The following is a 26,660-nucleotide window of genomic DNA, read 5'->3' as shown; positions in this document are numbered from 1 at the left end:
CCAACACTACGATCGGATGGGCCTGCCCCATTGATGGCGTGCAGCTTGTGCCGTGTGCCCCCTGCGCGGGGCTATGTGCAATGGCTTCTGCGCCACGCCATCCAAATGGCCTTGGCGCCATGAGAAAATAGCGCTATCGTGGGGCTGAAAGGCTGCACCAGCGCCGACAAGGCTCCATCTTTCCCCCATTCCAGGGCAAGCCAGCAGGCATGAGGCTTGCCGACCCCGGTTACGGGCACTATTACGATCCAGTCATGTCAAGTTACAACGCACCCTTCGAAATCCACGTCCACGGCCAGGTCCAACTGCGCGCCGATGCCAGCTTCGACCAGATCCAGGAGGCCTTGAAGCCCTTGTGGAAGTATGCTGGCGCGCGTTCGCTGGCCGATGGCGCCGCCAGTGCCTATGAAGAAGAGCCGGGCATCAAGTTCGACGCGCAGGAGCATTTGCTGCAGATGTGCTGGACCGTGCGCGGCGATGAGGACTTCCGCCAGTCGCTGGATGAGATGTGCATGAGTCTCAACGAGCTGTCCGAGCTGGGCGCTGCCATCGAGGTCACCTTCTACGACGCCGACTTCGATGAAGACGAAGACGGCGAAGAGGGCGCCGAGTCGCGCGACGACTTCCTGATGCTCTTCGTGGGCCCCACGCCGGCCGCCATCATGCAGGTGCAGCGCGACCTGCTGGTGCAGGATGTGGTGAACATGATGGAACGCCATTTCGACGGTGCCGAGCTGGGTGGTGTGGTGGCCGAGATCGACAAGCTGTTCAGCCAGCGCTTCGATGCCCTGGTGAACTCGCTGGAGATCGGCAAGCCCCCGCGCGGCCCCGGTGGCGGCGGTTCGGGCGGCAGCGGCCATGGTGGCGGCGGGCGCCGTCCGCGCCACCTGCACTGATCCTTCGGTTCCCCAGCATCAGTCTCCCAACGGCCCTTCAGGGAAGTGGGGAGCGTGACGCATGACGACGACCGCCCCGGCGCTGCTGCCCTACCTGCAGTCCTACCCCGCCCCCTTGCAGCAGCAGGCCCGCGACCTGCTCGCCCAGGGCCGGCTGGGTGTGGCACTGCTCAAGAAGTACCCCGAGGCCCATGCCGTGCGCAGCGACAAGGCGCTGTACGACTATGCGCAGGAGCTGAAAAGCCGCCACCTGCGCAATGCGGGCACCATCAACAAAGTTATCTTCGACAACAAGATCCACGTGGTGCGGCATGCCCTGGGGCTGCACACCACCGTGTCACGGGTGCAGGGCAATCGCCTCGCCACCAAACATGAAATCCGCATCGCCGCGATGTTCAAGCAAGGGCCCGATGAATTCTTGCGCATGATCGTCGTGCACGAACTCGCGCACCTGCGCGAGAAGGACCACGGCAAGGCCTTCTACCAGCTGTGCCAGCACATGGAGCCGCAGTACCACCAGTACGAGTTCGATCTGCGCCTGTACCTCACGCATGTCGAGCACTCGGGCGAGCGGCTGTGGGGTGGGGCGCCTGCGTAACGATGTGGGCGAAAGCGAGGGGGTGGGTTGCCGAGCGCTGGCGGGGCTCATACGGATTTGCATTTGATCGTATAGCTAGGCGGGAGCCGCAGACAGTGCTGTAGCACGGCAAGGCGAACCAACGACGCTATACGGTTAAAGGCAAATCCGTATCAGCTCATCCCCACTTGCAGCGCTCCTGGGCCGGCACGGGCTCGGGCGCGGGTTTCTCGCTGTCGCGGTTGAAATCGAAGCCGGTGATCACCACCAGGCGGCGGTAGACCGGCGAACCATTGGCCATGGGCCTGGCCGGTGGTGTGCCGAACGGGGCCGAGGCGTGCACCAGCTTGAGCATGTGCTCATCCAGCGCCTTGTCCTGCGATGACTGCAGCACGTCTGCCTGGATCACCGAGCCGTCGTTGCCCAGGGTGACGCCCACCACGCCCTGGCCGTACAGCTTGCGCCCGTCCTGGCTCGGGAAATAGCGCGTGCCGCAATCTTCGATGCGCATCTTCATGCGCTCGTAGTAGGTCTTCATGGGCGCGCTCATCTTCGCGCTCGGTGATATGTACAGATCCCGGGGAAGGTTGGCGCGGCCTTCGATCTCCGCGATGCGGGCGCGCAGCCGCTGCTTGCGCACGGTCTCCGGCATCTCCGCCAACTGGCGCTTGAGGTCCTGGATCATCGCGCGCTGGGCTTTTTCAAGCTCCGCGATCTGTTCCTGTGCCAGGTCCTGTGGCGAGGGTGCGGAAGGAGGGGCCGTCTGCGCCACGGCGCAGGCGACTGCCAGCAGCGGCACGAGGGTGATGAGCCGTAGGGCTCGCATGGAGGTGGTCATGCCGGGTCGGTCGTCAAGAAGCGCCAAAAAAGCCAGCGCGCCTAGGCTGCGCTGTGTTCGGTGGTGTGAGATGCAATCGCCACCGTCTGGCAGCGGTCGGCGGGCAGGTCCAGCCAGCGCTGTGCCGCCGCCTGCAACTGGGGCAGGCCGCCGGTGGTGAAGAGCTGCGCCTGCGGCGCCCCCGTGCTGGCGGCTGCCAGCAGGCCGGCGCTTTCGAGTAGGCGCCGCGTCTGGCGCGCCACGGGCTCGCCAGTCTCGATGAAGCGCACCGCAGGGCCCACCAGCGTGCGCAGGTCGCGCTCGGCAAAGATGTAGTGCGTGCAGCCCAGCACCAGCGTGTCGATGGCACCGGCGCCGGTGCCGAAGGCGCCCATGGCGTCGATATAGCGTTCGCACAGTTCCCAGGTCTCGGTGCCCTGGGGGCTTGCGGGCACGGGGCGGTCCACGCTGCGTTCGATGGCGTGGGCCAGGCCATCGCAGGGCTGCACCACGAACTCGGCCTGGCCCTGCAGGCTGGCCAGCAGCTTGCCGAACTTGGCGCTGGTCAGGGTGCCGCGCGTGCCGATCACGCCCACCCGCCCGGTCTGCGTCACGGCCAGGGCGGGCTTGATGGCCGGCTCCAGCCCCACCAGCGGCAGCGCCGGGTAGCGGCTGCGCACCTCGTGGATGGCCGCTGCCGTGGCCGTGTTGCAGGCCACCACCAGCGCCTTGATGCCATGCTGCTCCAGCAGGTGGCGCGTGATGGCATGCGTGCGCGCACCCACATAGGCATCGCCGCGCTCGCCATAGGGGGCATGCGCGCTGTCGGCCAGGTAGACGAAGCGCTCGTGCGGCAACTCGGCGCGCAGCGCCCGCAGCACGCTGAGGCCGCCCACGCCGCTGTCAAAGACGCCGATGGGCTGGGAATTCGGGGAGGTCATTGGCGGGATGGGACGGGGCGGGCGGTGGAAAAGAAAAGCGTGCCGAGCAATGTAACTCCACCGCGCCTGCGGCGCACGGGCGCTGGTAGGAAAACCTGTTGCGTGCCAAGAAAAATCCCCCGGCCATGCCTGATGCACTGCGGGGGATCGTGGTCTTGGCCGGGCTCTTCAGCCGGCGCCGTCAGCCGGTCAGGCCGCCGCTACCTCGATACCGCGGAACTCACCGGTCGCAATCCGCTTTTGCCACTCCGCCGGCCCGGTGATGTGGGCACTCGTCCCCCCCGCATCCACCGCCACTGTCACCGGCATGTCCACCACGTCGAATTCGTAGATCGCTTCCATTCCCAGGTCCGCAAAGCCCAGCACCTTGGCGGTCTTGATGGCCTTGCTCACCAGGTAGGCGGCGCCCCCCACGGCCATCAGGTAAGCACTCTGGTGCTTCTTGATCGCCTCGATGGCCACCGGGCCGCGTTCGGACTTGCCGATCATCGCGATCAGGCCGGTCTCGCCCAGCATCATCTCGGTAAAACCGTCCATGCGCGTGGCGGTGGTCGGTCCGGCGGGGCCCACGGCTTCGTCACGCACCGGGTCCACCGGGCCCACGTAGTAGATCACGCGGTTGGTGAAGTCCACAGGCAGCTTCTCGCCCTTGGCCAGCATGTCCTTGATGCGCTTGTGCGCGGCATCGCGGCCGGTGAGCATCTTGCCGTTGAGCAGCAGGGTGTCGCCGGGCTTCCAACTGGCCACTTCTTCCTTGGTCAGGGTGTCCAGGTTGACCTTCTTGCTCTTGTTGTAGTCGGGTGCCCAGTTCACGTTGGGCCACAGGTCCAGCGAGGGCGGGGTCATGTACACCGGGCCCGAGCCATCCATCACGAAGTGCGCATGGCGCGTGGCCGCGCAGTTGGGGATCATGGCCACGGGCTTGCTGGCCGCGTGCGTGGGGTACATCTTGATCTTCACGTCCAGCACCGTGGTCAGCCCGCCCAGGCCCTGCGCACCGATACCCAGGGCATTGACCCTGTGGTACAGCTCCAGGCGCATTTCCTCGACCTTGTCGAGCTTCTCGCCGCGCGAGGACTTGGCCTGCAGCTCGTACATATCGAGGTCGTCCATCAGGCTTTCCTTGGCCAGCAGCACCGCCTTCTCGGCCGTGCCGCCGATGCCGATGCCGAGCATGCCCGGCGGGCACCAGCCGGCGCCCATGGTGGGCACGGTCTTGAGCACCCAGTCGATGACGCTGTCGCCGGGGTTGAGCATGATCATCTTGCTCTTGTTCTCGCTGCCGCCGCCCTTGGCCGCGACGGTGATGTCCAGGCTGCTCCCCGGCACGATCTGCGCGAAGATCACCGCAGGCGTGTTGTCCTTGGTGTTCTTGCGGTCGAACTCGGGGTCGGCCACCACGCTGGCGCGCAAGGTGTTGTCGGGGTGGTTGTAGCCACGGCGCACGCCTTCGTTGATGGCGTCTTCCAGGCCGCCGGGGAAGCCTTCCCAGCGCACGTCCATGCCCACCTTCAAAAACACGTTGACGATGCCGGTGTCCTGGCAGATGGGGCGCTGGCCGGTGGCGCTCATCTTGCTGTTGGTCAGGATCTGGGCGATGGCGTCCTTGGCCGCGGCGCTCTGCTCGCGCTCGTAGGCGCGCGCCAGGTGGGCGATGTAGTCGCTGGGGTGGTAGTAGGAGATGTACTGCAGCGCAGCAGCAACGGACTCGACGAGATCGTCGTACTTGATCGTGGTGGTCATCGTGTTTCTGTCGTGGGCGGAACGGGTGCGTGTCTGTGCACGCTGGCTGCCGCCTGGGACGGCGCCGGGCACAATTATCCCACCCGCGTGCTGACAGGGGACTGGCACGGGAAATGACCCGCATTCGCTGAGCCGCGGCGCAAAAGATAGGATGGCGCAACTTCACCATCTGGCGCCTTCACCCATGGTCTACGCCTCGACAGAGCTTGAGTTTCTCGGTGCCCTTCTGGCGGCCGCAGCGCGTGAGGAAATCATGCCCCGCTTCACGCGCCTGTCTGCGGTGGACCGCCGGCAAAAGACCTCGGCCTTCGATATCGTGACGGAGGCGGATGAAGCCGCAGAGGCCGCCATCCTGTCCGCCCTGAGGGCACGGTACGCAGGCGCGTCCTTCATCGGCGAGGAGTCCGCCGGGCGCGATCCGTCGCTGCTCGCCACCATCGCCACGGCCGATCTGGCATTCATCATCGATCCGCTGGACGGTACCAAGAACTTCGCCTCGGGCCTGCCGCTGTTCGGCGTGATGGCGGCCGTGACCGTGGCGGGGGAGGTGGTCGCCGCGGCCATTCACGACCCCGTGCGCGCGGATACGGCCTTTGCCATCAAGGACGGCGGCGCGTGGATGCAATCGGCAGGCGGCGAGCCCACAGTGCTGCAGGTGGCGCCGCCGGTGCCGGTGGGCCAGATGGAATGCGTGGTGGGCACCAACTTCCTGCCGGAGCCGCTGCGCACAGAGGTCAACTCCCGGCTGTCGCGCCTGGGCATGAGCACCTGGTTGCGCTGCGCGGCGCACGAGTACCGGCTGGCGGCGGCCGGCCATGTGCACGCCCTGTTCTACAACCGGCTCATGCCCTGGGACCATGCCGCCGGCTGGCTACTGCACCGTGAGGCGGGCGGGTATGCGGGCCACTTCGATGGCAGTGGCTACCTGGCATCCCACACGACCGGCGGGCTGGTCTGTGCGAGCGACCAGCGCAGCTTCGACGCCCTGCGCGCGGCCTTGCTGGCATAGCCTGCTGGCGGGGCGGGATCAGGCGGGCTCGTCCTCGGTACCGGGCTCTTCGCTGTCTTCTTCTGGGTACATGTCCGCATCCACGTCCACCAGGGGCTCTGCGGGCAGGTCGCCGTCCGTGTCGTCTGCGGATGCGAGGGATTCCATGTGGTCGGGCAGGATGTCGCGCGCTTCGCGGTGCAGGCCGGGCTCCACGCTGGCGCGCTCGCCGGTGCCGTAGCGGTCGGTGTCCATCTCCGGGTCGGCGCTGTAGACGCCAGCGCTGTCGCTGCCCGAGTCGGACGCATCGCTGGGGCCCATGCTGTCATTGCCGGTGGCGCTGTGGGTGGGCGGGAGGTTGTCGGCGTCGATGCCGAGCAGGCTGCTGTTGGCCATGGAAGTCTCCGATCTGGCTGGGTGCGCACCGGTCAACGGGAGTCGGCACGGCAATGGCGGTGCGGCCACTGTGGTGCCATGGTGCGCGCGCCCTGCGCTGCGCGGTGTAAGAACATGCCGACGATTGCTACCGATGGTCACGGGGACCGCTGCGCTGGGCTTTTTGTCAGCTGCCGCGCTCTTACAAACTTCCGATCACGGACGGCGTGAAGTCCACGGCACCGTCCGGCTTTTCGCCCTGCGACCAGGCCAGGAGCGAATCCGCCGGCATGGGGCGGGCAAAGAAGAAGCCTTGCAGTTCATCGCAGTCCATGGCCAGCAGGATGTCGCGCTGGCCGATGGTTTCCACGCCCTCGGCCACCACGCGCAGGCCCAGCGCGTGCGCCAGGCTCACCACGGCGCTGACCACGGCGCGGGCGTCCTCGCTGTCTTCCAGGTCGTTGACGAAGCTGCGGTCGATCTTGAGCTGCTGCGCGGGCAGTTGGCGCAGGTAGTTGAGGCTGGAGTAGCCGGTGCCGAAATCATCGATGGACAAAAACACGCCAATGCGTGCCAGCCCGTCGAAGGTGCGCTGCGTGGCCTTGATGTCCTCCATGGCCACCGACTCGGTGATCTCGCACAGCAGCTGCGAGGCATCCAGGCCGTGGAACTGCAGCGCATGCTCGATACGCTCGGCCAGGCCGCTTTCGCGCAACTGGTGCACCGACAGGTTGATGGCCACGCGCATGCGCATGCCGCTGCGGGCCCATTCGGCCGTCTGGCGGCAGGCCTCGTTGATGACCCAGGCGCCCAGGCGCCCGATCAGGCCAAAGCGCTCGGCCAGGGTGATGAACACCATGGGGGGCACCATGCCGTGCTTGGGGTGGCTCCAGCGCAGCAGGGCTTCCACGCCGCTGATCTGGCCGCGCGTGCCGTCGATCTTGGGCTGGTAGTGCAGGGCCAGCTCGCCCCGGTCCAGCGCCTGGCGCAGGTCGTTCAGCAGCTCCAGTTGTTCCGATGCGTCCGAGCCCATGTGGGGCTCGAACAGCGCGTAGCAGCCACCGCCTGCACGCTTGGCGGCGTACATGGCCGCATCGGCGTTGGCCACCAGCTTGTTGCGATCGCCATGGTCGGGGTGCACCACGATGCCGATGGAGCAGGCGATCTGCACCTTCTTGCCAGACACCTCGAAGGGCCGTGACAGCGATTCGAGCACGCGGTTGGCCATGCTGACGCAGGCGGCCACGTCGGTCACATCTTCCAGCAGGATCAGGAACTCGTCTCCGCCCACGCGGGCCACCGTGTCGCTCTCGCGCGCCTCCTGGCGCAGCCGGTCCGCTGCGCTGCGCAGAATCACGTCGCCGGCCGCATGGCCGAACGAGTCGTTGATGGGCTTGAAGCCGTCGAGGTCCACGAACAGCACGGCCAGCCGGTCTTCCACGCGCAGGTGGTTGGTGCGATCGAGGCGCAGCAGGGCGTGGATGAGGCGGTCCTCGAACAGCAGGCGGTTGGGCAGGCCGGTGAGTGCGTCGGCAAAGGCGCGCTGCTGCAGTTCGTCGTTGGCGGCCTGCAGGCGGGTGTTGCTCTCCTGCAGCGATTGGGTGAGCTGCTGCGCCGTGCTCTGCAGCCGCGCGTCCAGGATGGAGGTGAACAGCGTGCTCACCAGCAGCATGCCGGTGGCGATGAGCACCATCGCCGTCATGCCCGGGCCACCGAGCTCGCCCGCGCTCAGGCACACGGCGCCCACCGCAAAGCGGGCCGCTGCCATGCCGGTGTAGTGCATGCCGCAGATGGCCACTGCCATCACGAACGAGGCGGCCAACTGGTAGCCCACGCGCTGGCTGGGCCGCACGCGGCGCAGCAGCTTGAAGATGAGCAGCGCCGAGGCCGAGGCCAGCACCGCGATCAGCACCGACAGGACGACCACCCGGTAGTCCCAGACGATGCCGGGGTTCATGTCCATTGCCGCCATGCCGATGTAGTGCATGCCGCTGATGCCGGCACCCATCACCAGGGCCCCCAGTGTGAGCTGCGTGTTGCCGAAGTGCTCGCGGCTGGCCAGCTCCAGCGCCACGCCCGACGCCGCCACGGCCGCCAGCCAGGACAGCAGGGTGGCGCCGCCGGAGAAACCGATCTCGATGGGCAGCTTGAACGCCTGCATGCCCAGGAAGTGCATGGACCAGATGCCGGTGCCCATGACGATGGAGCCTGCGGCCCACCAGGCCAGGCCCACGCTGCGCTGCGCCGTGCGCACCCGCCGCGCCAGGTCCAGCGTGACGTAGGAGGCCAGCATGGCAATGGCAAAGGAGGCGGCCACCACGAACAGGTTGTAGCTGAAAGGCATGAACGTGTTCATGGAATGGAGCAGGAGAAAAAGGCGGTTGTGGATAGGCAGGTTGCGCCAGCACCGGCGCGCCGTCAAGAGGGCGTGCCTGTGCGGGGGGAGCGGAGCCTGTTCACGGTCTTTCTCAGCGGCGCGCGCAGGCCGCAGCCACGCCCGATTGCAGGCCCCAGGGGCCAACCAGGGCATGCATGCCCAGCGCAAGAAGGGGAGGGGCGGCGGTGCTGCTCCAGCTGCCGGTTGGTGGCATCTGCAGCGCCGCTGCCTGGGGTCCATGGGGGCTTGGTGCGCCCAGAACGGTACCGAAAAAGACCGTGAACAGGTTCTTTCTGGGCAAAGTGTACCAATTTGTAGCGAAAATTGTTGAGGTGTGGGCTCTAGGCTTTCACGGCAGCGCGGGCTTTCAGGCCATGTGCCACGGGGTGGGAGTGGCGGCACAATCCAATGAGGGTGCGCGTGCCATCAGGCGGTCCGATTTCCCTGACTCTGGGTCATGTCTCTGGGTTGGTAAATGAGAATTGTTCGGTTTTGCCTTATGCTCCCGAGCGCGCCGGGTTCCCCCTGGCAGCCCTTTTTTCGGCCCGCCGCTGCCGCAGCGGGCCGTGCTGACCGTTGTTTACCCTGGAGTACCGTTTTCCATGACCTCCCGTACCGAACGCGACACCTTTGGCCCCATTGAGGTGCCGGCCGACAAGCTGTGGGGCGCGCAGACGCAGCGCTCGCTGCAGAACTTCGACATCTCGGGCGAGCAGCAGCCGCGCGAGATCATCAAGGCGCTGGCCCAGGTCAAGCGCGCCTCGGCCGTGGTGAACCAGGCCCTGGGCCTGCAGGACGCCAAGAAGACCGACGCCATCGTCGCCGCCGCCGATGAAGTCATCGCAGGCAAGCACGCGGGCGAGTTCCCGCTGGTGGTGTGGCAGACCGGCTCGGGCACGCAGACCAACATGAACGTCAACGAGGTGCTGGCCAACCGCGCCAGCGAGATTCTGGGCGGCGAGCGCGGCGAAGGCCGTCTGGTACACCCCAACGACGACGTGAACCGCAGCCAGTCGAGCAACGACGTGTTCCCCACGGCCATGCACGTGGCCGCCGTGGAAGCCCTTACCCACAAGCTCTTGCCCGCCATCGCCAAGCTGCGCGCCACGCTGGACAAGAAGGCCAGGGATTTCGACGGCATCGTCAAGATCGGCCGCACCCACCTGCAGGACGCCACCCCGCTCACGCTGGGCCAGGAGTTCTCGGGCTACGTGGCCCAGCTCGACCATGGCGAGCGCCACGTGCGCGCCGCGCTGCCCCACCTGTACGAGCTGGCCCTGGGCGGCACGGCGGTGGGCACGGGCCTGAACGCCCCCAAGGGCTATGCCGAGCAGTCGGCCGCCGAGCTGGCGCGCCTCACGGGCCTGCCTTTCGTCACCGCACCCAACAAGTTCGAGGCCCTGGCCTCGGTCGATGGCCTGGTGCACGCCCATGGAGCCCTGAAGACCCTGGCCGCCAGCATGATGAAGATCGCCAACGACGTGCGCTGGCTGGCCAGCGGCCCGCGCAGCGGCATCGGCGAGCTGAGCATCCCCGAGAACGAGCCCGGCTCGTCCATCATGCCCGGCAAGGTCAACCCCACGCAGAGCGAGGCCGTGACCATGCTGGCCGCACAGGTGTTCGGCAACGACGTGGCCATCAATTTCGGCGGCGCCTCGGGCAACTTCGAGCTCAACGTGTTCCGCCCGATGGTGGCGCACAACTTTCTGCAGAGCGTGCGCCTCTTGGCCGACGGCATGGTCAGCTTCAACGACCAGTGCGCCGTGGGCATCGAGCCCAACCGCGAGCGCATCACCGAGCTGGTGGACCGCTCGCTGATGCTGGTGACGGCGCTCAACACCCACATCGGCTACGACAAGGCCGCTTTCATTGCCAAGAAGGCGCACAAGGAAGGCACCAGCCTGCGCGAAGCCGCTGTGGCCTCGGGCCATGTGACGGGCGAGCAGTTCGACCAGTGGGTGGTGCCGGGCAACATGGTCGGCCGCTGAGCGCAGCAGGGGCAGCAGGGGGCGCTCGATCCTGGCGCCCGCTGCGCTGGACGCTCACGCGCCGCGTTGTGATCCCACTGGCTCGCCCGACGCCAGCGACTCCTGCTGCGCCAGCGCTTCGAGCTGCGCCAGGTTGTGCACCACGATATCGCGCTGGTGGATGCCGATGATGCCCTCGCGCTCCATCCACTTGAGCTCCATGTTGATGCGCTGGCGCGAGCCGCCCAGCAACTGCGCCAGTTCGTCCTGCACCAGCGACAGGCCGATGGCACCGCGTGTGCCGGGCACGGCGGCGCGCTCGCCGAAGCGGCGCAGCATGTGCAACAGCTGCTTGGCCAGCCGTGCGCGCAGGGGCAGGGTGGCCATGTCTTCCATCATCCAGTACAGGTAGCGCATGCGCCGCGCCTGCAGGGTGAGCAGGGCTTCTCCGAACTGCGGGTGCTCGCGCAGCAGCTGGCGGAACACCGCTTCGGCCACGCTCAGCACCGTGGTGGGGCCGTGGGCGTGGGCGTCGTAGGTGTTGGCGCCCTGGTGCAGCACCTCGGCCTCGCCGACCCAGATGCCTGGCTCCACATAGGCCAGCGTGACCTGCTTGCCCGAGGGCGTGGTGCGCCGAAAGCGGATGGCGCCACTGGCGCAGGTGAACCAGTCCGTTGCCGGCTTGCCCTGCTCGACGATCATCTTGCCGTGCGCGTAGCGCGTGACGCGGCCCAGGCGCAGGATGTCGTGCCTGAGCGAGGGCGTGAGCGCCGCGAACCAGCGGCCGCGGTTGATGGCGTCGCGCTCTTCCAGGCTCAGGAAGGGGCGCTGCTGCGCGTTGCGGTCCGCGCCGTTGCTCAGGGATTCCAGCATGGTGATGGGCTGCTCGTGGGGGCGATGTCGATGGATGTGCCGATGGCGGCAGGAGGGACCGCTGTTTATGCCGCGCCGCAGCAATTTTAGCCACCCACCACCCCAACCGAGGCCCGGCGCGGCACCTTGGCGACACGGACTCAGGCTTTTGCCGCCGCCTTGCCGCGCGGCCTGTGCAGAAAGGCCAGCAGCCGCCGCTCCGCCGCGCTCAGGCCCCGGGGCGATGCCGCGCCGCCGATGCGCTCCCACACCGACTGCATGCCCGGCCCCGCGTCGGACGCCAGGCGCGAGCCCAGCTCCAGCACCGCCGGGTGCACGTACGACTTCTTGCACACGGCGGGCGTGTTGCCCAGCTGGCGCGCCACCTCGGCCAGGATGTCCTTGGCGCTGTAGGCCTGTGGCCCCGCCGGGCCCGCGCACGCCAGGCGCGTGAGTTCCAGCGCCTGCACCGTGCCGTGCCAGGTGCGGAAGTCCTTGGCGGTAAAGCGCATGGCATCGGCGCCGGCCTGGTCGGCACCAGTGATATCGGCCAGGTAGTCGTTCACGTCGCCCGAGCCCACTGCGCGGGGCTGGCCGTCGTCGCCTTCGTACTGGAACAGCTCCTGCCCGGGCAGTTGCTGGCAGCGGCGCACCACGCGGGCCACGCGCGGGTCGTCCAGGGCGGCCTGCTGCGGCACGCCGCTCTTGCCTCTGAAGCTCAGTGTGAGCTTGCTGCCGTGCAGCTTGGCGTGCCGTGTGCGCAGCGTGGTCAGGCCGAAGGAGTTGTTGCTGCTGGCGTACTCCTCATTGCCCACGCGCACGTAGGTGGTGTCCAGCAGGCGCACCAGCGTCGCCAGCACCAGGGTGCGCGAGAGAGACTTGCCGCGCATGCCTTCCTTCAGGTCTCGCGCCACGCGCGCACGGATGCGCGGCAGCGCGCGGCCAAAGGCCTGCATGCGGTCGAACTTGTGCTCGTCGCGCTGCAGCCGCCAGTCGGGGTGGTAGCGGTACTGCAGCCGGCCGCGCACGTCCAGCCCCGTGGCCTGCAGGTGGCCATTGGGCAGCGGGCAGATCCACACGCTGGTGTAGGCCGGGGGGATCGCCAGTTGGTTGATGCGCGCCACCTCGCCGGGGTCCACCACCCACTGCCCGTCGGGGCTGCGGTAGCGAAAGGCCTTGCCGCGCCTCACGCGCGTGAGGCCTGGCATCTCGGTGCTGACATAGCGCAGGCCGCCGTGCAGGCGGGGGCGGGAGGAGGCGGTCTTGCGTGGGGAGGAGGCGGGCGAAGGCATGCCCCGATCACACCGCGGCCCGTCGGGGACGGCCGTAGGAGCCCGCTCGACACCGGCGTGGGACGGCGCCGCAGCCAGTCGGGGTCGCTCGCGCTATTTCGCTGCGCCCGCCACCGCGTGCCGGCAGCCGAAGGACAGGTTCTCGCGCGCAATGTCGTCGCTGCCGCACTGCCATTTGCCCAGGTCGCTCTGGCCCTTGCGCTTCTTCATCGTGGGCAGGTAGACCAGGTGCTTGCCGTCCAGTGGCTTGCCCGCGCCGTCGGCAATGGTCAGGCGCACCACGCCATTGGCGGGCTCGATGGCCAGGGCCTTGAAGCCTGCCGGCAACTGCCCGGCCTGGGCCAGGCCGATGGCCGCCGCGTTGGCGGGGAAGTTGCCGGTGTTGCGGTAGTGGTTCTCCACCAGCTGCAGCACGGGGCGCGCGGCCTTGTCGAGCTGGCGCACCTGCTCGCGGTGCGGGTTGGCGGGTTCGTCGCCCTGGTTCCACAGGGCCACGGCGACCATGGTCGCGAAGCTGAAGGCCGACAGCGCTCCCAGTACCACCATCGCCTTGAGGAACCAGCCCGGCCCGCGCTCCAGGGCCACGGCCTTCTGGATGGCGGTGTCGCTGGCGCGGCTGGAAACGACGAAGGTGCCCGTCATCGAGCCGTGCAGGCCGCGCTCGCCGAACAGGGCCGTGAGCACGCGGTGCAGCAAAAAGGGCACGGCCAGCGTGAGCCCCAGGGTCAGCGTGTACTTGAGGAAATGCCGCAGCATCGACCGCGCCACGCCAGGGCGCTCACCCGTGCGCGTGGCCACGCGCATGCCCAGCAGGCGCTTGCCCGGCGAGCCCCGGCCCATGGCGTCCATCAGCGCGGGCGAGAACAGGCCCAGCACGGCCAGCGCCAGTGCGGCCGGGTAGGCGGCGTTGGGCGCCCCGTCGAAGGCGGGGCGGGCGAACACCCAGGCCAGCACCATCGCGATGGGCAGGACCAGCATGAGGAACCCGTCGATCAGTGTGGCGCCCAGGCGTGGCAGGGTGCCGGGAAACACCTCGACCAATTCAGCCTGGTATGCCTGCTTTTGCGCGGGCTTGGGGGGCGGCGCAGGGGCGTTGGCGGTGGGGAAAGAGGAAAGAGGGGCTGCACCTGTCTGCGCGCCAGCCACCGGCAGCGGCGCCTGGCAGCTGAAGCATTGGGTGTAGGAGGCGTGGTTCTGCCAGTTGCAGCGCGGGCATTGCATGGTGGTGCGGCAGGCCACAAGTCGATGGCCGGCGAAGGTGGAGGCGGCCGGATTATGCGGCGCGCGCCCCGCTGCCTGCAGCCCTCTGCAGCCGCTTGTGGCCTGCACCACACACACTCACCCGAAAGAGTGAGACATTCCGGCCGATTTATCGGGATGCCGCCAGCGCCTGGGCGATCCAGTCGTCGAAGGTGGCCTGGTGCGCGCGGATCCAGCCGTCCGCATGGCGGGCCAGGTCCTCTTGCCGGTTCTGCCCGTCGCGCATGGCCAGGTTCTGGGCGTTGATGTCGCCCACGGGCAGTTGCATCACCTCGAACAGCTTGGCTGCCGCCGGGTTCTGGTCGGTGAACTGCCGGTTGGCCACGATGCGCTGGTGGTTGGGGATGAAGCCGTAGTTTCTGCCGTTGGGCAGCTTGGTGTCCACCCCGGCCTGCCCACCCGGCAGTGCCGAATGCGGCACCTGCAGCCACACCACTTCCTGGCCGGGGCGCAGCACGCCGCTGACCCAGTAGGGGGTCCAGGTGTAGTACAGGATGGGCTGGCCCTGCCTGAAGCGGGCAATGGTGTCGGCGATCAGCGCCGAGTAGCTGCCCTGCACATGGGTCACCGTGCCGGTGAGGCCGTAGGCCTTGAGCTGGTGCTCGATCACGCCCTCGCAGCCCCAGCCGGGCGTGCAGCCGGTGAGGTCGGCCTTGCCGTCGCCATTGGTGTCGAAGAGCTTGGCGAGATTGGGATCCTTGAGCTGGTCGATGTGGGTGATGCCGTACTGCTCGGCCGTCTTGCGGTCGATCAGGTAGCCCTGCACGGCGTTCTGCGAATAGCTGCCGGTGCGCGAGAGTTTGGCGTCGCCACCCGCGTTTTTGTAGAAGGTTGCGTGCAGCGGGTCCCAGTGGTTGGCCATGTAGGTGGCGTCGCCCTGGGCGATGGCCACGTGGGCGGTGGGGTACTCGACCTCCTTGGTGGGCTGCACGGTGTAGCCCAGTTTTGCGAGTGCGCGGCCCACCAGCAGGGTCTGGAAGGATTCTTCGGCAATGGAGCTTTGCAGCGGCTGCACGGTGATGCCCTTGCCGGGCAGATCGGTCTGCGCATGCGCGCCACCCGACAGGGCGAAGGCGGCAAGCACGGTGGCGATGCGGTGGTTCAGGGATGCCATGGGTTCGTTTCCTCGTGTCGGGTGGGGGATCAGCGCAGGGCGGGCAGGGCGCCCGAGCCTTGCGGGGCCCGGCGTGGCTGCACCAGGCGCGATGTGGTGCGCAGCACCAGGCCCGCAGGGCCGGTGTGCCACCAGTGGCGCACGCCGCGGCGCGGCCGGCCCAGGGACTGGGTGATGCGGTCGAGCGTGATGGCCAGCAGCACGATGCCCAGGCCGCCCACGGTGGCCAGGCCCATGTCCAGCCGGCCAATGCCGCGCAGAACCATCTGCCCCAGGCCGCCCACGGCGATCATCGAGGCGATGACCACCATCGACAGCGAGAGCATCAGCGCCTGGTTGATGCCGGCCAGGATGGAGGGCATGGCCAGCGGCAGCTGCACCTTGACCAGCATCTGCAGCGGCGATGCGCCATAGGCACGCGAGGCCTCGATCAGGTCGGGCCGCACCTGGCGCAGGCCCAGGTTGGTCAGGCGCACCAGCGGCGGCAGCGCGAAGACGATGGTGACCACCACGCCCGGCACGTTGCCGATGCCGAACAGCATCACCACCGGCACCAGGTAGACGAAGGCCGGCGTGGTCTGCATGGCATCAAGCAGCGGGCGCATGAGGCGCTGCGCGCGGTTGCTGCTGGCCAGCACGATGCCCAGGGGCAGGCCGATCAGCACGCAGAAAGCCAGCGAGGTGAGCACCAGCGACAAGGTGACCATGGCCTCGGGCCAGATGCCCAGCAGCGCCACCAGCGCCAGCGACACCACGGTGCCGATGGCCAGGGCGCGGCCCGCGAACTGCCAGGCCAGCAGACCCGCCAGAACGACCATGGCCGGGGCGGGCAGGCTGGTGAGCAGGCCTTCCACCCCGCTGAGCGTGCCGTCGATGGGCGCGCGCACGCTCTGAAAGAAGGGGCGAAAGTGCTCTACCGCCCAGCCAAGGCCCTGGTTGATCCAGGCCTCCACAGGAAGAGAGCCGGCGAACCAATCGCCGGGGCTCAGGCTGCTGGCCGCGGTGGGGTCGACCCCGCCTGCCAGGTCTGCAACCGGCGTGGGCGGGTTGAGCCAATCGGCGGCCGGTGCGCCGCTGTTGCCGGCCTGCATCGACGCTTCCCAGGGATCGACGAAGGGCGCCGGGGGCGTGTTCGCGCCCGCCAGGGCGGGTGCGTTGGCCGCATCGCTCGTCCAGGGGCCTTCCTGTGCCTGTGCCTGGTGCGTGTTCGTGGTCGTCTGGTTCATGCGCGGCTCCCTGCAGTGTCGGTGGATGGGGTGGATGGGGTGGCTGGCGTGGGTGCAATGGGAGGTGTGTCCCGGTCCAGAAAGCGCAGCAGCGTGGTCTTGCTGATGGCGCCGCGAAAGCGCCCGTCCGCGTCCACCACGGGCAGCGCGCAGGGGGCCTGGGCCACCTGGCCGAACAGGTCGGCCACCGGCGCCTGGGCGGCGATGGGCTCCACCCCACCGATGTAGGCATGCTGTAGCCCGAGCGGCCCGGTGTGGCCTTGCAGGGCCGCGCGCAAGGAGTCGGCCGACACGGTGCCCAGGTAGCGCCGGGTGGGGCTGAGCACGTAGGCGAAGTCGTCGTCATGCCCCTCGATCAGCTGCAGCGCCGCACGGGCACCCCGGTCGCTGTGCTCGTGCACCACCGTGAGGCGCTTGCGGGCAATGTCGCCGGCCTTGAACACGGCGGCCGCGTCCACCCCGCGCACGAAGCTGCGCACATAGCCGTTGGCCGGGTTGCGCAGGATCTCGTCGGGCGTGCCCACCTGCACGACTTCGCCGTCTTTCATGATGGCGATGCGGTCACCGATGCGCATGGCCTCGTCCAGGTCGTGCGAGATGAAGACGATGGTGCGCCGGCGCACCTGCTGCAGGCGCAGCAGCTCGCCCTGCATCTCCGAGCGGATGATCGGGTCCAGGGCAGAGAAGGCCTCGTCCATCAGCAGGATGGACGGGTCGCTGGCCAGCGCCCGCGCCAGGCCCACGCGCTGCTGCATGCCGCCCGAGAGCTCGTCGGGGTAGCTGGCGCCCCAGCCGGCCAGGCCCACCTGCTCCAGCGCCAGGGCGGCCTGCTGCTGGCGCTCCGCACGGCCCACCCCGGCCAGTTCGAGCCCGAAGGCGGCGTTGTCCAGCACCGTCAGGTGCGGCATCAGGGCGAAGGACTGGAAGACCATGCTGATGTCCTTGCGGCGCAGGGCGCGCAGCTGGCGCTCGCCCAGGGCGTTGATGTCCTCGCCCTCCACCAGGATGCGGCCGGCCGTGGGTTCGATCAGGCGGTTGAGCATGCGCACCAGCGTCGATTTGCCCGAGCCCGACAGGCCCATGACGACGAAGATCTCGCCGGCCGCAATGGTGAAGCTGGCGTCGAAGACGGCGATGGAATTGCCGGTCTGCGCCAGGATGTCCTTCTTGTCCAGGCCCTGGCGTGCGAGGTCCAGCGCGGTTTGCGGCGTGTCGCCGAAAACCTTGAACACATGCTCGATGGTGATTTGTTTGGCCATGGGGTGGGTCCTTCCTCGGTGGATGGCGGGTGGATCAACACGCCCGGCCACCTACAGGTGGCCCAGGCTCGATGGAGGGCCGGAAAAGCGGAACCCTGATGCGGCAGCCAACCCGGCGCGCAGGCGCAGGGCACAAAGGCAAGGGGTGGGCACGGCAGGTGCCCGGATCGGCCCGAATGGCACGCGAGGTGGTGCGCAAGGGCCTCAGAGTCGGCGCGGCACCGCAGGGGGCCGAACGCTGAACGATGCATCAGGGCCGGAGATCCGGCCTTGGCGTCGGGGGCTGTCCGTCAACAGGTTTCAGCCGCCCCGACTGGGGGATTCGCCCTGTGAAAAGGACGATTACCTGCGTTGCAGGTTGTAAAACACCGGTGAATTATAAGTATTCAGTGCATTTATGTCGGAACTGCGGGTTTTTCCGACGGTGGTATACGCGGGCGCTGTGCGCGCGCGGCCCATGAAAAAGCCCCGCCGGACCTGGCTGGCAGGCCCAGGCGGGGCTTTGGGGAAGGAATGGTCAGTGCTTGGCAGGTGGTGCGCTGTGCGCCATCAGGCGGTCCGTCGCCGCAATGGCCAGCGCGCTCAGCAGGAACACCACGTGGATGATGGTCTGCCACATCAGCACCTTGATGTCGTAGTTGGCGGCGTTGATGAAGGTCTTGAGCAGGTGGATGGAGCTGATGCCGATGATGGCGGTGGCCAGCTTGACCTTGAGCACCGAGGCGTTCACGTGGCTGAGCCATTCGGGCTGGTCGGGGTGGTCTTCGAGGTGCAGGCGCGAGACGAAGGTCTCGTACCCGCCCACGATCACCATGATCAGCAGGTTGGAGATCATCACCACGTCAATCAGCGCCAGCACCACCAGCATGATGATGGTCTCGTTGAGCGCCGTCACGTCCACATCGCTCTTGTAGCCGATGCTGGACACCAGCGATTTGAGTGCCGCCGTGTTGCCGAAGGCGGCCTCGATCAGGTGCACCAGCTCCACCCAGAAATGGAACACATACACCGCCTGCGCCAGGATCAGGCCCAGGTACAGGGGCAGCTGCAGCCAGCGGCTGGCAAAGATCAGCGAGGGCAGGGGGCGCATGGGGGCGGTAGTCAGGGGCGGCTTGGGGGCGGACATAAAGTGGGGGTGTTGGGGAGACGCGCGATTTTAGGGGGTCTCCCGCAGTGGCCTGTGACAGGACCTGTAAGCTTCGTGCCAGTCAGTGGCTTGTAAGTGCCGCGCAGGACAGTACCGGCCAAACCAATTCCATCAGACCCAGGAGACAACAAGATGAGTGCAGCATCCACCTCTACATCGGCAATCGAGTCCGTGCTGGTTGAAAACCGCGTGTTCCCCCCATCAGATGCCACCGTGAAGGCCGCCCGCGTGTCCGGCATGGCCGGCTACGACGCGCTGTGCGCCGAGGCCGACAAGGACTTCGAAGGCTTCTGGGCGCGCCTGGCGCGCGAGAACGTGCAGTGGACCAAGCCCTTCACCCGCACGCTGGACGAATCCAACGCCCCCTTCTTCAAATGGTTCGATGACGGCGAGCTCAACGCCAGCGCCAACTGCCTGGATCGCCACATCGGCACGCCCACCGAGAACAAGGACGCGATCATCTTCGAGGCCGACGATGGCACCGTGACCCGCGTGACCTACAAGGAATTGCTGGCCCGCGTGGGCCAGTTCGCCAATGCGCTCAAGGCCCATGGCGTCAGCAAGGGCGACCGCGTGCTGATCTACATGCCCATGACGGTGGAGGGCGTGATCGCCATGCAGGCCTGCGCGCGCATCGGCGCCACGCACAGCGTGGTGTTCGGCGGCTTCAGCGCCAAGGCGGTGCAGGAGCGCATCATCGACGCCGGTGCCGTGGCCGTGATCACCGCCAACTACCAGATGCGCGGCGGCAAGGAGCTGCCGCTCAAGGCCATCATCGACGAGGCCCTGGCCGCCGGCGGCTGCGACACCATCCGCAACGTCTTCGTCTACCAGCGCACGCCCACCGCATGCAACATGGTGGCCGGGCGCGACAAGACCTTCACCGAAGCCCTCGAAGGCCAGAGCACCGACTGCCCGCCCGTGGCCGTGGGCGCAGAGCACCCGCTGTTCATCCTGTACACCAGCGGCTCCACCGGCAAGCCCAAGGGCGTGCAGCACTCCACCGGCGGCTACCTGCTGTGGGCCAAGCTCACGATGGACTGGACCTTCGACCTGCGGCCTGACGACATCTTCTGGTGCACGGCCGACATCGGCTGGATCACCGGCCACACCTACGTGGCCTACGGCCCGCTGGCCGCAGGCGCCACGCAGATCATCTTCGAAGGCATCCCCACCTTCCCCAATGCCGGCCGCTTCTGGCAGATGATCGAGAAGCACAAGTGCACGATCTTCTACACGGCCCCCACCGCGATCCGCTCGCTCATCAAGGCCGCCGAGGGCGATGCCGCCGTGCACCCTGCGCGCTCGGACCTGTCGAGCCTGCGCATTCTGGGCAGCGTGGGCGAGCCCATCAACCCCGAAGCCTGGATGTGGTACCACAAGAACGTGGGCGGCGAGCGCTGCCCCATCGTGGACACCTTCTGGCAGACCGAGACCGGTGGGCACGTCATCACCCCGCTGCCCGGCGCCACGCCGCTGGTGCCCGGCAGCTGCACGCTGCCGCTGCCCGGCATCACTGCCGCCATCGTCGATGAAGTGGGCAACGACATCGCCAACGGCACGGGCGGCATCCTGGTCATCAAGCGCCCCTGGCCCAGCATGATCCGCACCATCTGGAACGATCCCGAGCGCTTCAAGAAGGCCTACTTCCCCGAAGAGCTCAAGGGCTACTACCTGGCCGGCGACGGTGCCGTGCGCAGCAGCGACCGGGCGTACTTCCGCATCACCGGCCGCATCGACGACGTGCTCAACGTCTCGGGCCACCGCATGGGCACGATGGAGATCGAATCGGCCCTGGTCTCCAAGACCGATCTTGTGGCCGAAGCCGCCGTGGTGGGCCGCCCCGACGACGTGACCGGCGAGGCCATCTGCGCCTTCGTCGTGCTCAAGCGCTCGCGCCCCACCGGCGAAGAGGCCAAGCAGATCGCCAACGAGCTGCGCGCCTGGGTCGCCAAAGAAATCGGCCCCATCGCCAAGCCCAAGGACATCCGCTTCGGCGATAACCTGCCCAAGACGCGCAGCGGCAAGATCATGCGCCGGCTGCTGCGCAGCATCGCCAAGGGGGAAGCCATCACCCAAGATACTTCCACGCTGGAGAATCCGGCAATCCTGGATCAGTTGTCGCAGACCAATTGATCCAGATGGCGCCGTGCAACGGGGCCATTGCGCAGCGATGTGACGTGGCCACAGAGTCCTCGTCGATCATTCACGGCGCCTGATCGAAGCACCTTTTTAACGTTGCGAAGCCTTTCGGTCCCCTCGGGGTCCCGACTGCCCCTTCTGGAGCGCTTTTCCTCCCTCCCTCTCTTTTTCGTTTCGGGACGCTTCGCAACTTTTTTATCCCGGCCACCGGCCGCCGCGCAGAGGCCAGGCAGCCGCCCCTGTAGGACAGCTTCGGCAAACCGCTGCAAGGTCTGTGTTTGCAGCCCCGCATGGGTTACAACCCGTTCAACACGCCGCTGGCCATGAGGGCCGGTGAGCGGTGCGTGCAACGAACGAACGGAGCTTTCCCCATGCAATTACGATCCATCGTGCTGCTGCTGACCATGCTGGCCATTGCCGTGCTGGCGGCCCTCAACTGGGCAGCGCTGTCTGCACCCGTGCCCGTGTCCCTGGGCGTGACCACACTGGAGGCGCCGCTGGGCCTGCTCATGCTGGGCCTCACGGCCTTGCTGGCCATCGTCGGCGTGGCCTATGTGCTCTCGCTTCAGGGCTCGGTGCTGCTGGAGACGCGCCGCCACACCAAGGAACTGCAGGCCCAGCGCGAGCTGGCCGACAAGGCCGAGGCCTCGCGCTTCACCGAGCTGCGCGCCTTTCTGGAAACCCAGCAGCAGCAAACGCACACCGCCCTGCTGGCCCGGCTGGACCACCTCGAAACCCGCCTGGCCGCCCGGGCCCAGGAATCCGACAACACCACCGCCGCCTATGTAGGGCAACTGGAGCAGCAAATGCGCGTGCGCGGGGCCGACATGAACCTCGTGTAACACGGTCTGGCCAGCATCCTGGCCCCAAAGCACAACAGCCGCCCCACTGGCACAGTGGCGCGGCTGTTGTCGTTTGTTGGCAGGGGAGGGCGCGGTGCCCTGGCGCCCGGCGGCTTACTTTACCGTCAGCACCCAGGCGGCCAGCTTCTTCGCGTCGGCTTCGTTGACCTGCGCATTGGCGGGCATGGGCACGGGGCCCCACACGCCTCCGCCGCCCTTCATGATCTTGGCGGCCAGCTTGTCCACGGCGTCCTTCTGGCCCGCGTACTTGGCCGCCACTTCCTTGTAGGAGGGGCCCACCACCTTCTTGTCCATGGCATGGCAGGCCATGCAGCTCTTGGCCGTGGCCAGCGCCAGATCGGCCATGGCGGGGCCTGCCACCGACAGCGTGAGGGCCAATGTGATCAGAGTGCGCTTCATGGTGGGGATTTTCCTGTGGGTTGGGTTACAGTTCTTTTAACGGAATTGTAGTGACTTGGGTTGACCTGGGGCCCGTCGGCCGCCAATCCCCTGCGCACCCGTATTGATTGGAGATTGCCATGTACCTGCTCATCATTGCCGTTATCCTGACGGCACTCAAATACTTTGAAATCGGACCCGTGGCCAATATGGATTGGATGTGGATCCTGGGCGTCTATGGCCTGACCATCGTCTGGTGGGCGTGGGCCGATAAAACGGGCTACACCAAGCGCAAGGCCATGGAAAAGATGGCGGCGCGCAAGCAGGACCGCATCAACAAGAACAAGGAAGCCATGGGCATCGCGCCGCGCAAGCCGCGCTGAGTGCGCCTGGCCCGGCGCAGGCGATGCCCGTGGCAGAGGCGGCACGCTGGCCGCCTGAGCGATCATCCTTCGCCCCATGAAAAGAGCCCGTACCGCAGTGGTATGGGCTTTTTTCATGCCTTGTCCGCCCGGATTCCCATCCGCAAGGGCGCCTGGCACTTTCGGCACAGCGCCCTGGCGCAACCAGGCCAGCCAGGCCCCGGTCTTCTTCGTAAGGTATCACCAGGGCAGGGCATGTCGCCCCGCCTGGCACAACTACCCCGAAGGAGACAACGATGGCGGAACTCTATGTCCTGGTCCATGGCGCCTGGCACACCGGCGCCGAGATGGAGGCCACGGCCGACCACCTGCGCGCACGCGGCCACACGGTGCATTGCCCCACCCTGGCCGGCAACCGGCCGGGCTGCGACCGGGCCGCCACGGGCCTGGCCGATGCGGTGGACTCGCTCGCGGCCTTCATCGAAGGGCAGGACCTCACGGACGTGCGCCTGGTGGGCCACAGCTATGGCGGCATGGTCATCAGCCACATGGCGGCGAGGCTGCCCGGGCGCATCCGTCGGCTGGTGTACTGGAACGCCTTTGTGCCGCTGGACGGCGAGTGCCTCAACGACCTGGTGCCGCCCCACTACCGCGCACTGTTCGACCAGGTGGCGGCGGCCAACGGCAATGCGGTGATGCTGCCGTACCCGATCTGGCGCGAGGCTTTCATCAACGACGCCGACGAGGCCTTGGCGCGCAGCAGCTATGCGCTGCTCAACCCTCACCCCTACCGCACCTTCACCGAACCGGCGCGCCTGCCCGTGCCGCTGGCGGCGCTGGAGATCGGCAAGAGCTACCTGAACGCCCAGCAGGACGCGGCCTTGCCCCACAGCCTGCCCTGGCACCCACGCCTGTCGGAGCGGCTGGGCCTGTTCCGCCTGGTGGAGTGCCAGGGCAGCCACGAGATCTGCTTTTCCGACCCGGCGCTGGCAGCCGCCAGCATCGAGAGTGCCGGGCGGGACTGAAAATCGGGCCTCTTCCTGCGGGTGTTGGCGGGTGCTTGGACCCACGCCCAACACGCGGCATAATCATGTCCATGACACCGCCCGGCCTGCGCCCGGCGGTGTCGTTTTTTTGACAAACCGAACGACGACGGACATGACCACCATTCCCATCACCAAGCGCGGCGCGGAGAAGCTGCGCGAAGAGTTGCACCGCCTGAAGACCGTGGACCGCCCCTGGGTGATCACGGCCATTTCCGACGCCCGCGCGCAGGGTGACCTGAGCGAAAACGCCGAATACGAAGCCGCCAAGGACCGCCAGGGCTTCATCGAAGGCCGCATCCAGGAGGTGGAGGGCAAGCTGTCCGCTGCGCAGATCATCGACCCGACCGCCGTGGATGCGGGTGGCAAGGTGGTGTTCGGCGCCACGGTGGAGCTTGAAGACGAAGAGTCCGGCGACACGGTGACCTACCAGATCGTGGGCGAGGACGAGGCCGACCTCAAGCAGGGCCTGATCAACGTCTCCAGCCCCATCGCGCGCGCGCTGATCGGCAAGGAAGAGGGCGACACCGCCGAAGTGCAGGCACCGGGCGGTGTTCGCCGCTACGAGGTGGTGGCCGTCAGCTACGTCTGAGGCCAGCAGGCCCTCTTTGGCTTCATGATCGCTGCGCGCCTTCCTGCACTGGCCGCTGCCCTGTGGTGGGGCAGCCTGACCACCGTGGGTTTCCTGGTGGTGCCCCTGCTGTTCGCCCACCTGCCCTCGGCCGCGATGGCAGGGCAGATGGCGGCGAAGCTGTTCGCGGCGCAGACCTGGGTCACGGTGGCTTGCTGCATGCTGCTGCTGCTCATCTCCCGGCGCCGGCACGAGGAGTTCCAGGAGCCCTGGGCCAAGGCCGTCCTGGGCTTCGTGCTCGGTGGCCTGCTGCTCGCCCTGCTGGTGCAGTTTGGCGTGTCGCCGCGCATCGTCGCGCGGCAGGACCTGCGCCTGTGGCATTCCGTGGGCACCGGCATGTACGTGCTGCAGTGGGTGTGCGCGCTGGTGGTGCTGTGGCGTACCGTGCAGGTTGCGGTCGCTCCCGCCGAAGACGGGGCCGGGCCGGCGCAGCCCGGTCTTTGAAACCGCTTATTCGTGCCAGTGCTCGGCCACCCAGGTGGCGGGGCGGATGTAGCGAAAACGCCGGTTGCGCCGGCCAGCCAGCGCATCGGGCGGGTTGCACTCGCCGTGAAAGATCACGATGCGCGCATCCTGCGGCACGAAAGGCGCCTTCCAGTAGTTGCTGGGCCAGGCGGGGATGCCGTGGTATTTGAAGCTCGGGCACCAGGCCGCAGGCCAGTAGGCGAGCTTGCCCTGGCGGTGCAGAAAGTCCGACAGGTAGGCCTGCTCGTTGCGGAACTGCTCGCGGATCTGCGCGAAATGGCCGCGAAAATAGTCGAGCACGTCCGGGTGGGCGCCCAGCTCGAAGCGGTACACCGACGAATTGCCCGTGACGCGCCAGGGACGCTTGTAATCGTGGATGATGAGGAATTCGCCCGGCTGGGTGAAGAAATCATCGAGCGGGCCGGTGACGACCACATCCACGTCGAGGAACAGCGCGGTGCCCTTGAGGCCGTGCAGGTCGGCGCTGAAGGTGACGAGCTTGGTCCAGCCGCGCTCGGGAATGCCGGCAGGCAGGTCCAGCGGCGGGATGGGCAGGCACTGCACTTCGCTGCGGATACCGGCATTGCTGTCGGTGAGGCAGACGAAGTTGAAATCGCCAGCCAGGTGCCTGCGCACCATGGCATAGAGGCGATTGACGTATTCGGGGCCGTATTTCGTGCCCCATTTCATGCAGATGACGTGGCGCTGGCCCCCGGGGGGCGCAGCGCCGCCAGCGGGCGTGGCCTGCATGCGGATCAGTCAGCCTGGCGTTTCTTGACGGACTTGAGCTTGGGCTTCTTGGCCCGCTTGATCTGGCCGCCGGGCGTCAGGCGCTGGTTGCCCAGCACGCGCAGCTGCTTGACCTCGGGGCGCTGGCCGGCGCGCTTGCTGTACTTGAGCACCTTCACGTCACGCGGGCCGGGCATGCGGTCTTCGTCGATGGTGCGTTCCTTGTCCTTGGCGGGCTGGGGGCGCCACAGCACGAGGAGCTTGCCGATGTGCTGGATGGGCGCGGCGCTCAGGTCGGCCGTGAGCTGCTGGTACATCAGCTCGCGGGCGGCGCGGTCGTCGTTGAAAACGCGCACCTTGATCAGCCCGTGGGCGTTCAGGGCGGCGTCGATTTCCTTTTGCACGGCGGGGGTGAGGCCATCGCCGCCCACGAGCACCACGGGGTTGAGGTGATGGGCATCGGCGCGGTATTCCCGGCGCTCAGCGGGAGTCAATTGAATTTGGGGCATGGGCCGTATTATCGAGGCTGAAAGAAAAACACAATGAAAGTTAAAACCCAAAGCAAGAAGGTCAACAAGGCGTGGCTCAATGACCACGTCAACGACACCTACGTCAAGTTGGCCCAGAAAGAGGGTTTTCGGGCCCGTGCAGCCTACAAGCTCAAGGAGATCGATGAGCAGCTGCACCTCATCAAACCCGGCAATACGGTGGTGGACCTGGGCTCCACGCCCGGTGCCTGGAGCCAGTACGTGCGCCGGCGCCTGTCGCCGGGCGGCGCGGCCACGGGGCAACTCAACGGCACCATCATCGCCCTGGACATCCTGCCCATGGAGCCTGTCGAGGGCGTGACTTTCCTGAACGGGGATTTTCGCGAAGAGGCGGTGCTGGCGCAACTGGAGGCGGCACTGGACGGCCGGGTGGTGGACGTGGTGGTCTCGGACATGGCGCCCAACCTCTCGGGGATTGAATCGGCCGATGCCGCCCGCATTTCCCATCTGGTCGAGCTGGCGGTGGAATTCGCCACCACCCACCTCAAGCCCGATGGGGCGCTGGTGGTCAAGCTGTTTCACGGCAGCGGCTACAGCGACCTGGTCACGCTGTTCAAGCAGACCTTCAAGGTGGTCAAACCCGTAAAGCCCAAGGCATCGCGCGATAAATCGTCAGAAACCTTCCTGGTCGGCATGGGGCTCAAGAAATCGGCGTGATGCGCCGAAAT

Annotated in this window: 26 protein-coding genes; 11 read left to right on the top strand and 15 right to left on the bottom strand. The window is 67.3% G+C overall.

Going from position 1 to position 26,660, the window contains the following annotated elements; genetic code table 11:
• Positions 1 to 254 precede the first annotated feature (254 nt).
• Positions 255 to 896, top strand: coding sequence for a DUF6806 family protein (locus ASE28_RS01365; RefSeq protein WP_057200943.1), 642 nt, complete (start codon positions 255 to 257; stop codon positions 894 to 896).
• Between the two features lie 61 nt (positions 897 to 957).
• Entirely contained in the window at positions 958 to 1,494 is a 537-nt protein-coding gene (locus tag ASE28_RS01360) for a M48 family metallopeptidase (RefSeq protein WP_057263987.1), read from the top strand.
• A 157-nt stretch (positions 1,495 to 1,651) separates the two neighbouring features.
• Here ASE28_RS01360 and ASE28_RS01355 read toward each other — a convergent pair whose 3' ends face one another.
• The 3 genes from ASE28_RS01355 to ASE28_RS01345 all read right to left on the bottom strand — a co-directional run bounded on the left by ASE28_RS01355 (position 1,652) and on the right by ASE28_RS01345 (position 4,974).
• Entirely contained in the window at positions 1,652 to 2,311 is a 660-nt protein-coding gene (locus ASE28_RS01355) for a TonB family protein (protein ID WP_057263985.1), read from the bottom strand.
• Between the two features lie 41 nt (positions 2,312 to 2,352).
• On the bottom strand, positions 2,353 to 3,231 hold the full coding sequence (gene murI, locus ASE28_RS01350; RefSeq protein ID WP_057263983.1) for a glutamate racemase: 879 nt from the start codon (positions 3,229 to 3,231) through the stop codon (positions 2,353 to 2,355).
• 189 nt (positions 3,232 to 3,420) lie between these two features.
• Positions 3,421 to 4,974 carry a fumarate hydratase gene (locus tag ASE28_RS01345; RefSeq protein WP_057263981.1) on the bottom strand — a complete coding sequence of 518 codons (1,554 nt, stop codon included), beginning with the start codon at positions 4,972 to 4,974 and terminating at the stop codon, positions 3,421 to 3,423.
• A gap of 184 nt (positions 4,975 to 5,158) precedes the next feature.
• Here ASE28_RS01345 and ASE28_RS01340 point away from each other — a divergent pair, with 184 nt between their 5' ends.
• Entirely contained in the window at positions 5,159 to 5,983 is an 825-nt protein-coding gene (locus ASE28_RS01340) for an inositol monophosphatase (protein ID WP_057263979.1), read from the top strand.
• An 18-nt stretch (positions 5,984 to 6,001) separates the two neighbouring features.
• On the opposite strand, the gene ASE28_RS01335 is transcribed toward ASE28_RS01340, so the two are convergent.
• Together ASE28_RS01335 and ASE28_RS01330 are read right to left on the bottom strand one after the other, a co-directional pair.
• Entirely contained in the window at positions 6,002 to 6,358 is a 357-nt protein-coding gene (locus ASE28_RS01335) for a hypothetical protein (protein ID WP_057206499.1), read from the bottom strand.
• A gap of 181 nt (positions 6,359 to 6,539) precedes the next feature.
• A complete protein-coding gene (locus ASE28_RS01330; RefSeq protein WP_057264350.1) occupies positions 6,540 to 8,693 on the bottom strand; it encodes a bifunctional diguanylate cyclase/phosphodiesterase in 2,154 nt (717 codons plus the stop codon).
• A 623-nt stretch (positions 8,694 to 9,316) separates the two neighbouring features.
• On the opposite strand from ASE28_RS01330, the gene fumC reads away from it, so the two are divergent.
• The gene (fumC, locus tag ASE28_RS01325) at positions 9,317 to 10,702 is read left to right on the top strand and encodes a class II fumarate hydratase (protein ID WP_057206498.1); all 1,386 of its coding nucleotides are present in this window, start codon (positions 9,317 to 9,319) and stop codon (positions 10,700 to 10,702) included.
• A gap of 54 nt (positions 10,703 to 10,756) precedes the next feature.
• Here fumC and ASE28_RS01320 read toward each other — a convergent pair whose 3' ends face one another.
• The 7 genes from ASE28_RS01320 to ASE28_RS01290 all read right to left on the bottom strand — a co-directional run bounded on the left by ASE28_RS01320 (position 10,757) and on the right by ASE28_RS01290 (position 18,810).
• The gene (locus ASE28_RS01320; RefSeq protein WP_057263977.1) at positions 10,757 to 11,554 is read right to left on the bottom strand and encodes a Crp/Fnr family transcriptional regulator; all 798 of its coding nucleotides are present in this window, start codon (positions 11,552 to 11,554) and stop codon (positions 10,757 to 10,759) included.
• A 140-nt stretch (positions 11,555 to 11,694) separates the two neighbouring features.
• Entirely contained in the window at positions 11,695 to 12,825 is a 1,131-nt protein-coding gene (locus ASE28_RS01315; protein WP_057263975.1) for a DNA topoisomerase IB, read from the bottom strand.
• A 93-nt stretch (positions 12,826 to 12,918) separates the two neighbouring features.
• The gene (locus tag ASE28_RS01310; RefSeq protein WP_057264348.1) at positions 12,919 to 14,046 is read right to left on the bottom strand and encodes an RDD family protein; all 1,128 of its coding nucleotides are present in this window, start codon (positions 14,044 to 14,046) and stop codon (positions 12,919 to 12,921) included.
• 148 nt (positions 14,047 to 14,194) lie between these two features.
• The gene (gene proX, locus ASE28_RS01305; protein ID WP_057263974.1) at positions 14,195 to 15,199 is read right to left on the bottom strand and encodes a glycine betaine/L-proline ABC transporter substrate-binding protein ProX; all 1,005 of its coding nucleotides are present in this window, start codon (positions 15,197 to 15,199) and stop codon (positions 14,195 to 14,197) included.
• 29 nt (positions 15,200 to 15,228) lie between these two features.
• Positions 15,229 to 16,425, bottom strand: coding sequence for a glycine betaine/L-proline ABC transporter permease ProW (proW, locus tag ASE28_RS01300; protein WP_082607807.1), 1,197 nt, complete (start codon positions 16,423 to 16,425; stop codon positions 15,229 to 15,231).
• A complete protein-coding gene (gene proV, locus ASE28_RS01295) occupies positions 16,422 to 17,684 on the bottom strand; it encodes a glycine betaine/L-proline ABC transporter ATP-binding protein ProV (RefSeq protein WP_057263972.1) in 1,263 nt (420 codons plus the stop codon). Before proV ends, proW begins: the two co-directional genes overlap by 4 nt.
• 517 nt (positions 17,685 to 18,201) lie before the next feature.
• Positions 18,202 to 18,810, bottom strand: coding sequence for a TIGR00645 family protein (locus tag ASE28_RS01290; protein ID WP_057206488.1), 609 nt, complete (start codon positions 18,808 to 18,810; stop codon positions 18,202 to 18,204).
• 153 nt (positions 18,811 to 18,963) lie between these two features.
• Between ASE28_RS01290 and acs the strand changes: the two genes are divergently transcribed.
• Both acs and ASE28_RS01280 read left to right on the top strand, forming a co-directional pair.
• A complete protein-coding gene (gene acs, locus ASE28_RS01285; RefSeq protein WP_057263969.1) occupies positions 18,964 to 20,967 on the top strand; it encodes an acetate--CoA ligase in 2,004 nt (667 codons plus the stop codon).
• A 377-nt stretch (positions 20,968 to 21,344) separates the two neighbouring features.
• The gene (locus ASE28_RS01280) at positions 21,345 to 21,815 is read left to right on the top strand and encodes a signal transduction histidine kinase (protein WP_057206484.1); all 471 of its coding nucleotides are present in this window, start codon (positions 21,345 to 21,347) and stop codon (positions 21,813 to 21,815) included.
• Between the two features lie 114 nt (positions 21,816 to 21,929).
• Here ASE28_RS01280 and ASE28_RS01275 read toward each other — a convergent pair whose 3' ends face one another.
• On the bottom strand, positions 21,930 to 22,235 hold the full coding sequence (locus tag ASE28_RS01275) for a c-type cytochrome (protein WP_057206482.1): 306 nt from the start codon (positions 22,233 to 22,235) through the stop codon (positions 21,930 to 21,932).
• Between the two features lie 119 nt (positions 22,236 to 22,354).
• On the opposite strand from ASE28_RS01275, the gene ASE28_RS01270 reads away from it, so the two are divergent.
• The 4 genes from ASE28_RS01270 to ASE28_RS01255 all read left to right on the top strand — a co-directional run bounded on the left by ASE28_RS01270 (position 22,355) and on the right by ASE28_RS01255 (position 24,694).
• A complete protein-coding gene (locus tag ASE28_RS01270) occupies positions 22,355 to 22,597 on the top strand; it encodes a TIGR04438 family Trp-rich protein (protein WP_057263967.1) in 243 nt (80 codons plus the stop codon).
• A gap of 275 nt (positions 22,598 to 22,872) precedes the next feature.
• Positions 22,873 to 23,601: an alpha/beta fold hydrolase gene (locus tag ASE28_RS01265; protein WP_057263965.1), complete on the top strand. Its 729-nt coding sequence runs from the start codon at positions 22,873 to 22,875 to the stop codon at positions 23,599 to 23,601.
• A gap of 133 nt (positions 23,602 to 23,734) precedes the next feature.
• Positions 23,735 to 24,211: a transcription elongation factor GreA gene (gene greA / locus ASE28_RS01260; protein ID WP_057206476.1), complete on the top strand. Its 477-nt coding sequence runs from the start codon at positions 23,735 to 23,737 to the stop codon at positions 24,209 to 24,211.
• 24 nt (positions 24,212 to 24,235) lie between these two features.
• Positions 24,236 to 24,694: a DUF4149 domain-containing protein gene (locus ASE28_RS01255; RefSeq protein WP_057206474.1), complete on the top strand. Its 459-nt coding sequence runs from the start codon at positions 24,236 to 24,238 to the stop codon at positions 24,692 to 24,694.
• 6 nt (positions 24,695 to 24,700) lie between these two features.
• Here the strand turns inward: ASE28_RS01255 and ASE28_RS01250 are convergent, their stop codons facing one another.
• Together ASE28_RS01250 and ASE28_RS01245 are read right to left on the bottom strand one after the other, a co-directional pair.
• The gene (locus ASE28_RS01250) at positions 24,701 to 25,465 is read right to left on the bottom strand and encodes a hypothetical protein (RefSeq protein ID WP_057206473.1); all 765 of its coding nucleotides are present in this window, start codon (positions 25,463 to 25,465) and stop codon (positions 24,701 to 24,703) included.
• A 5-nt stretch (positions 25,466 to 25,470) separates the two neighbouring features.
• Positions 25,471 to 25,953: a YhbY family RNA-binding protein gene (locus ASE28_RS01245; protein WP_057206472.1), complete on the bottom strand. Its 483-nt coding sequence runs from the start codon at positions 25,951 to 25,953 to the stop codon at positions 25,471 to 25,473.
• 33 nt (positions 25,954 to 25,986) lie between these two features.
• Here ASE28_RS01245 and ASE28_RS01240 point away from each other — a divergent pair, with 33 nt between their 5' ends.
• A complete protein-coding gene (locus ASE28_RS01240) occupies positions 25,987 to 26,649 on the top strand; it encodes an RlmE family RNA methyltransferase (protein WP_057206470.1) in 663 nt (220 codons plus the stop codon).
• The last annotated feature ends 11 nt before the right edge of the window (positions 26,650 to 26,660 follow it).

The organism is Acidovorax sp. Root219, from assembly GCF_001428665.1.
GTDB lineage: Bacteria > Pseudomonadota > Gammaproteobacteria > Burkholderiales > Burkholderiaceae_C > Acidovorax.
This window is presented reverse-complemented; position numbering and strand designations above follow the sequence as displayed.

Coding starts and splice junctions, on each gene's coding strand:
- proW (WP_082607807.1), bottom strand. CDS start 16,425: ATGAACCAGACGACCACGAACACGCACCAGGCACAGGCACAGGAAGGC.
- fumC (WP_057206498.1), top strand. CDS start 9,317: ATGACCTCCCGTACCGAACGCGACACCTTTGGCCCCATTGAGGTGCCG.
- ASE28_RS01270 (WP_057263967.1), top strand. CDS start 22,355: ATGTACCTGCTCATCATTGCCGTTATCCTGACGGCACTCAAATACTTT.
- greA (WP_057206476.1), top strand. CDS start 23,735: ATGACCACCATTCCCATCACCAAGCGCGGCGCGGAGAAGCTGCGCGAA.
- proV (WP_057263972.1), bottom strand. CDS start 17,684: ATGGCCAAACAAATCACCATCGAGCATGTGTTCAAGGTTTTCGGCGAC.
- ASE28_RS01310 (WP_057264348.1), bottom strand. CDS start 14,046: ATGCAATGCCCGCGCTGCAACTGGCAGAACCACGCCTCCTACACCCAA.
- ASE28_RS01275 (WP_057206482.1), bottom strand. CDS start 22,235: ATGAAGCGCACTCTGATCACATTGGCCCTCACGCTGTCGGTGGCAGGC.
- ASE28_RS01250 (WP_057206473.1), bottom strand. CDS start 25,465: ATGCAGGCCACGCCCGCTGGCGGCGCTGCGCCCCCCGGGGGCCAGCGC.
- ASE28_RS01355 (WP_057263985.1), bottom strand. CDS start 2,311: ATGACCACCTCCATGCGAGCCCTACGGCTCATCACCCTCGTGCCGCTG.
- ASE28_RS01290 (WP_057206488.1), bottom strand. CDS start 18,810: ATGTCCGCCCCCAAGCCGCCCCTGACTACCGCCCCCATGCGCCCCCTG.
- ASE28_RS01240 (WP_057206470.1), top strand. CDS start 25,987: ATGAAAGTTAAAACCCAAAGCAAGAAGGTCAACAAGGCGTGGCTCAAT.
- proX (WP_057263974.1), bottom strand. CDS start 15,199: ATGGCATCCCTGAACCACCGCATCGCCACCGTGCTTGCCGCCTTCGCC.
- ASE28_RS01360 (WP_057263987.1), top strand. CDS start 958: ATGACGACGACCGCCCCGGCGCTGCTGCCCTACCTGCAGTCCTACCCC.
- ASE28_RS01280 (WP_057206484.1), top strand. CDS start 21,345: ATGCAATTACGATCCATCGTGCTGCTGCTGACCATGCTGGCCATTGCC.
- ASE28_RS01335 (WP_057206499.1), bottom strand. CDS start 6,358: ATGGCCAACAGCAGCCTGCTCGGCATCGACGCCGACAACCTCCCGCCC.
- ASE28_RS01330 (WP_057264350.1), bottom strand. CDS start 8,693: ATGAACACGTTCATGCCTTTCAGCTACAACCTGTTCGTGGTGGCCGCC.
- ASE28_RS01245 (WP_057206472.1), bottom strand. CDS start 25,953: ATGCCCCAAATTCAATTGACTCCCGCTGAGCGCCGGGAATACCGCGCC.
- ASE28_RS01255 (WP_057206474.1), top strand. CDS start 24,236: ATGATCGCTGCGCGCCTTCCTGCACTGGCCGCTGCCCTGTGGTGGGGC.
- ASE28_RS01365 (WP_057200943.1), top strand. CDS start 255: ATGTCAAGTTACAACGCACCCTTCGAAATCCACGTCCACGGCCAGGTC.
- ASE28_RS01265 (WP_057263965.1), top strand. CDS start 22,873: ATGGCGGAACTCTATGTCCTGGTCCATGGCGCCTGGCACACCGGCGCC.
- murI (WP_057263983.1), bottom strand. CDS start 3,231: ATGACCTCCCCGAATTCCCAGCCCATCGGCGTCTTTGACAGCGGCGTG.
- ASE28_RS01345 (WP_057263981.1), bottom strand. CDS start 4,974: ATGACCACCACGATCAAGTACGACGATCTCGTCGAGTCCGTTGCTGCT.
- ASE28_RS01315 (WP_057263975.1), bottom strand. CDS start 12,825: ATGCCTTCGCCCGCCTCCTCCCCACGCAAGACCGCCTCCTCCCGCCCC.
- ASE28_RS01340 (WP_057263979.1), top strand. CDS start 5,159: ATGGTCTACGCCTCGACAGAGCTTGAGTTTCTCGGTGCCCTTCTGGCG.
- ASE28_RS01320 (WP_057263977.1), bottom strand. CDS start 11,554: ATGCTGGAATCCCTGAGCAACGGCGCGGACCGCAACGCGCAGCAGCGC.
- acs (WP_057263969.1), top strand. CDS start 18,964: ATGAGTGCAGCATCCACCTCTACATCGGCAATCGAGTCCGTGCTGGTT.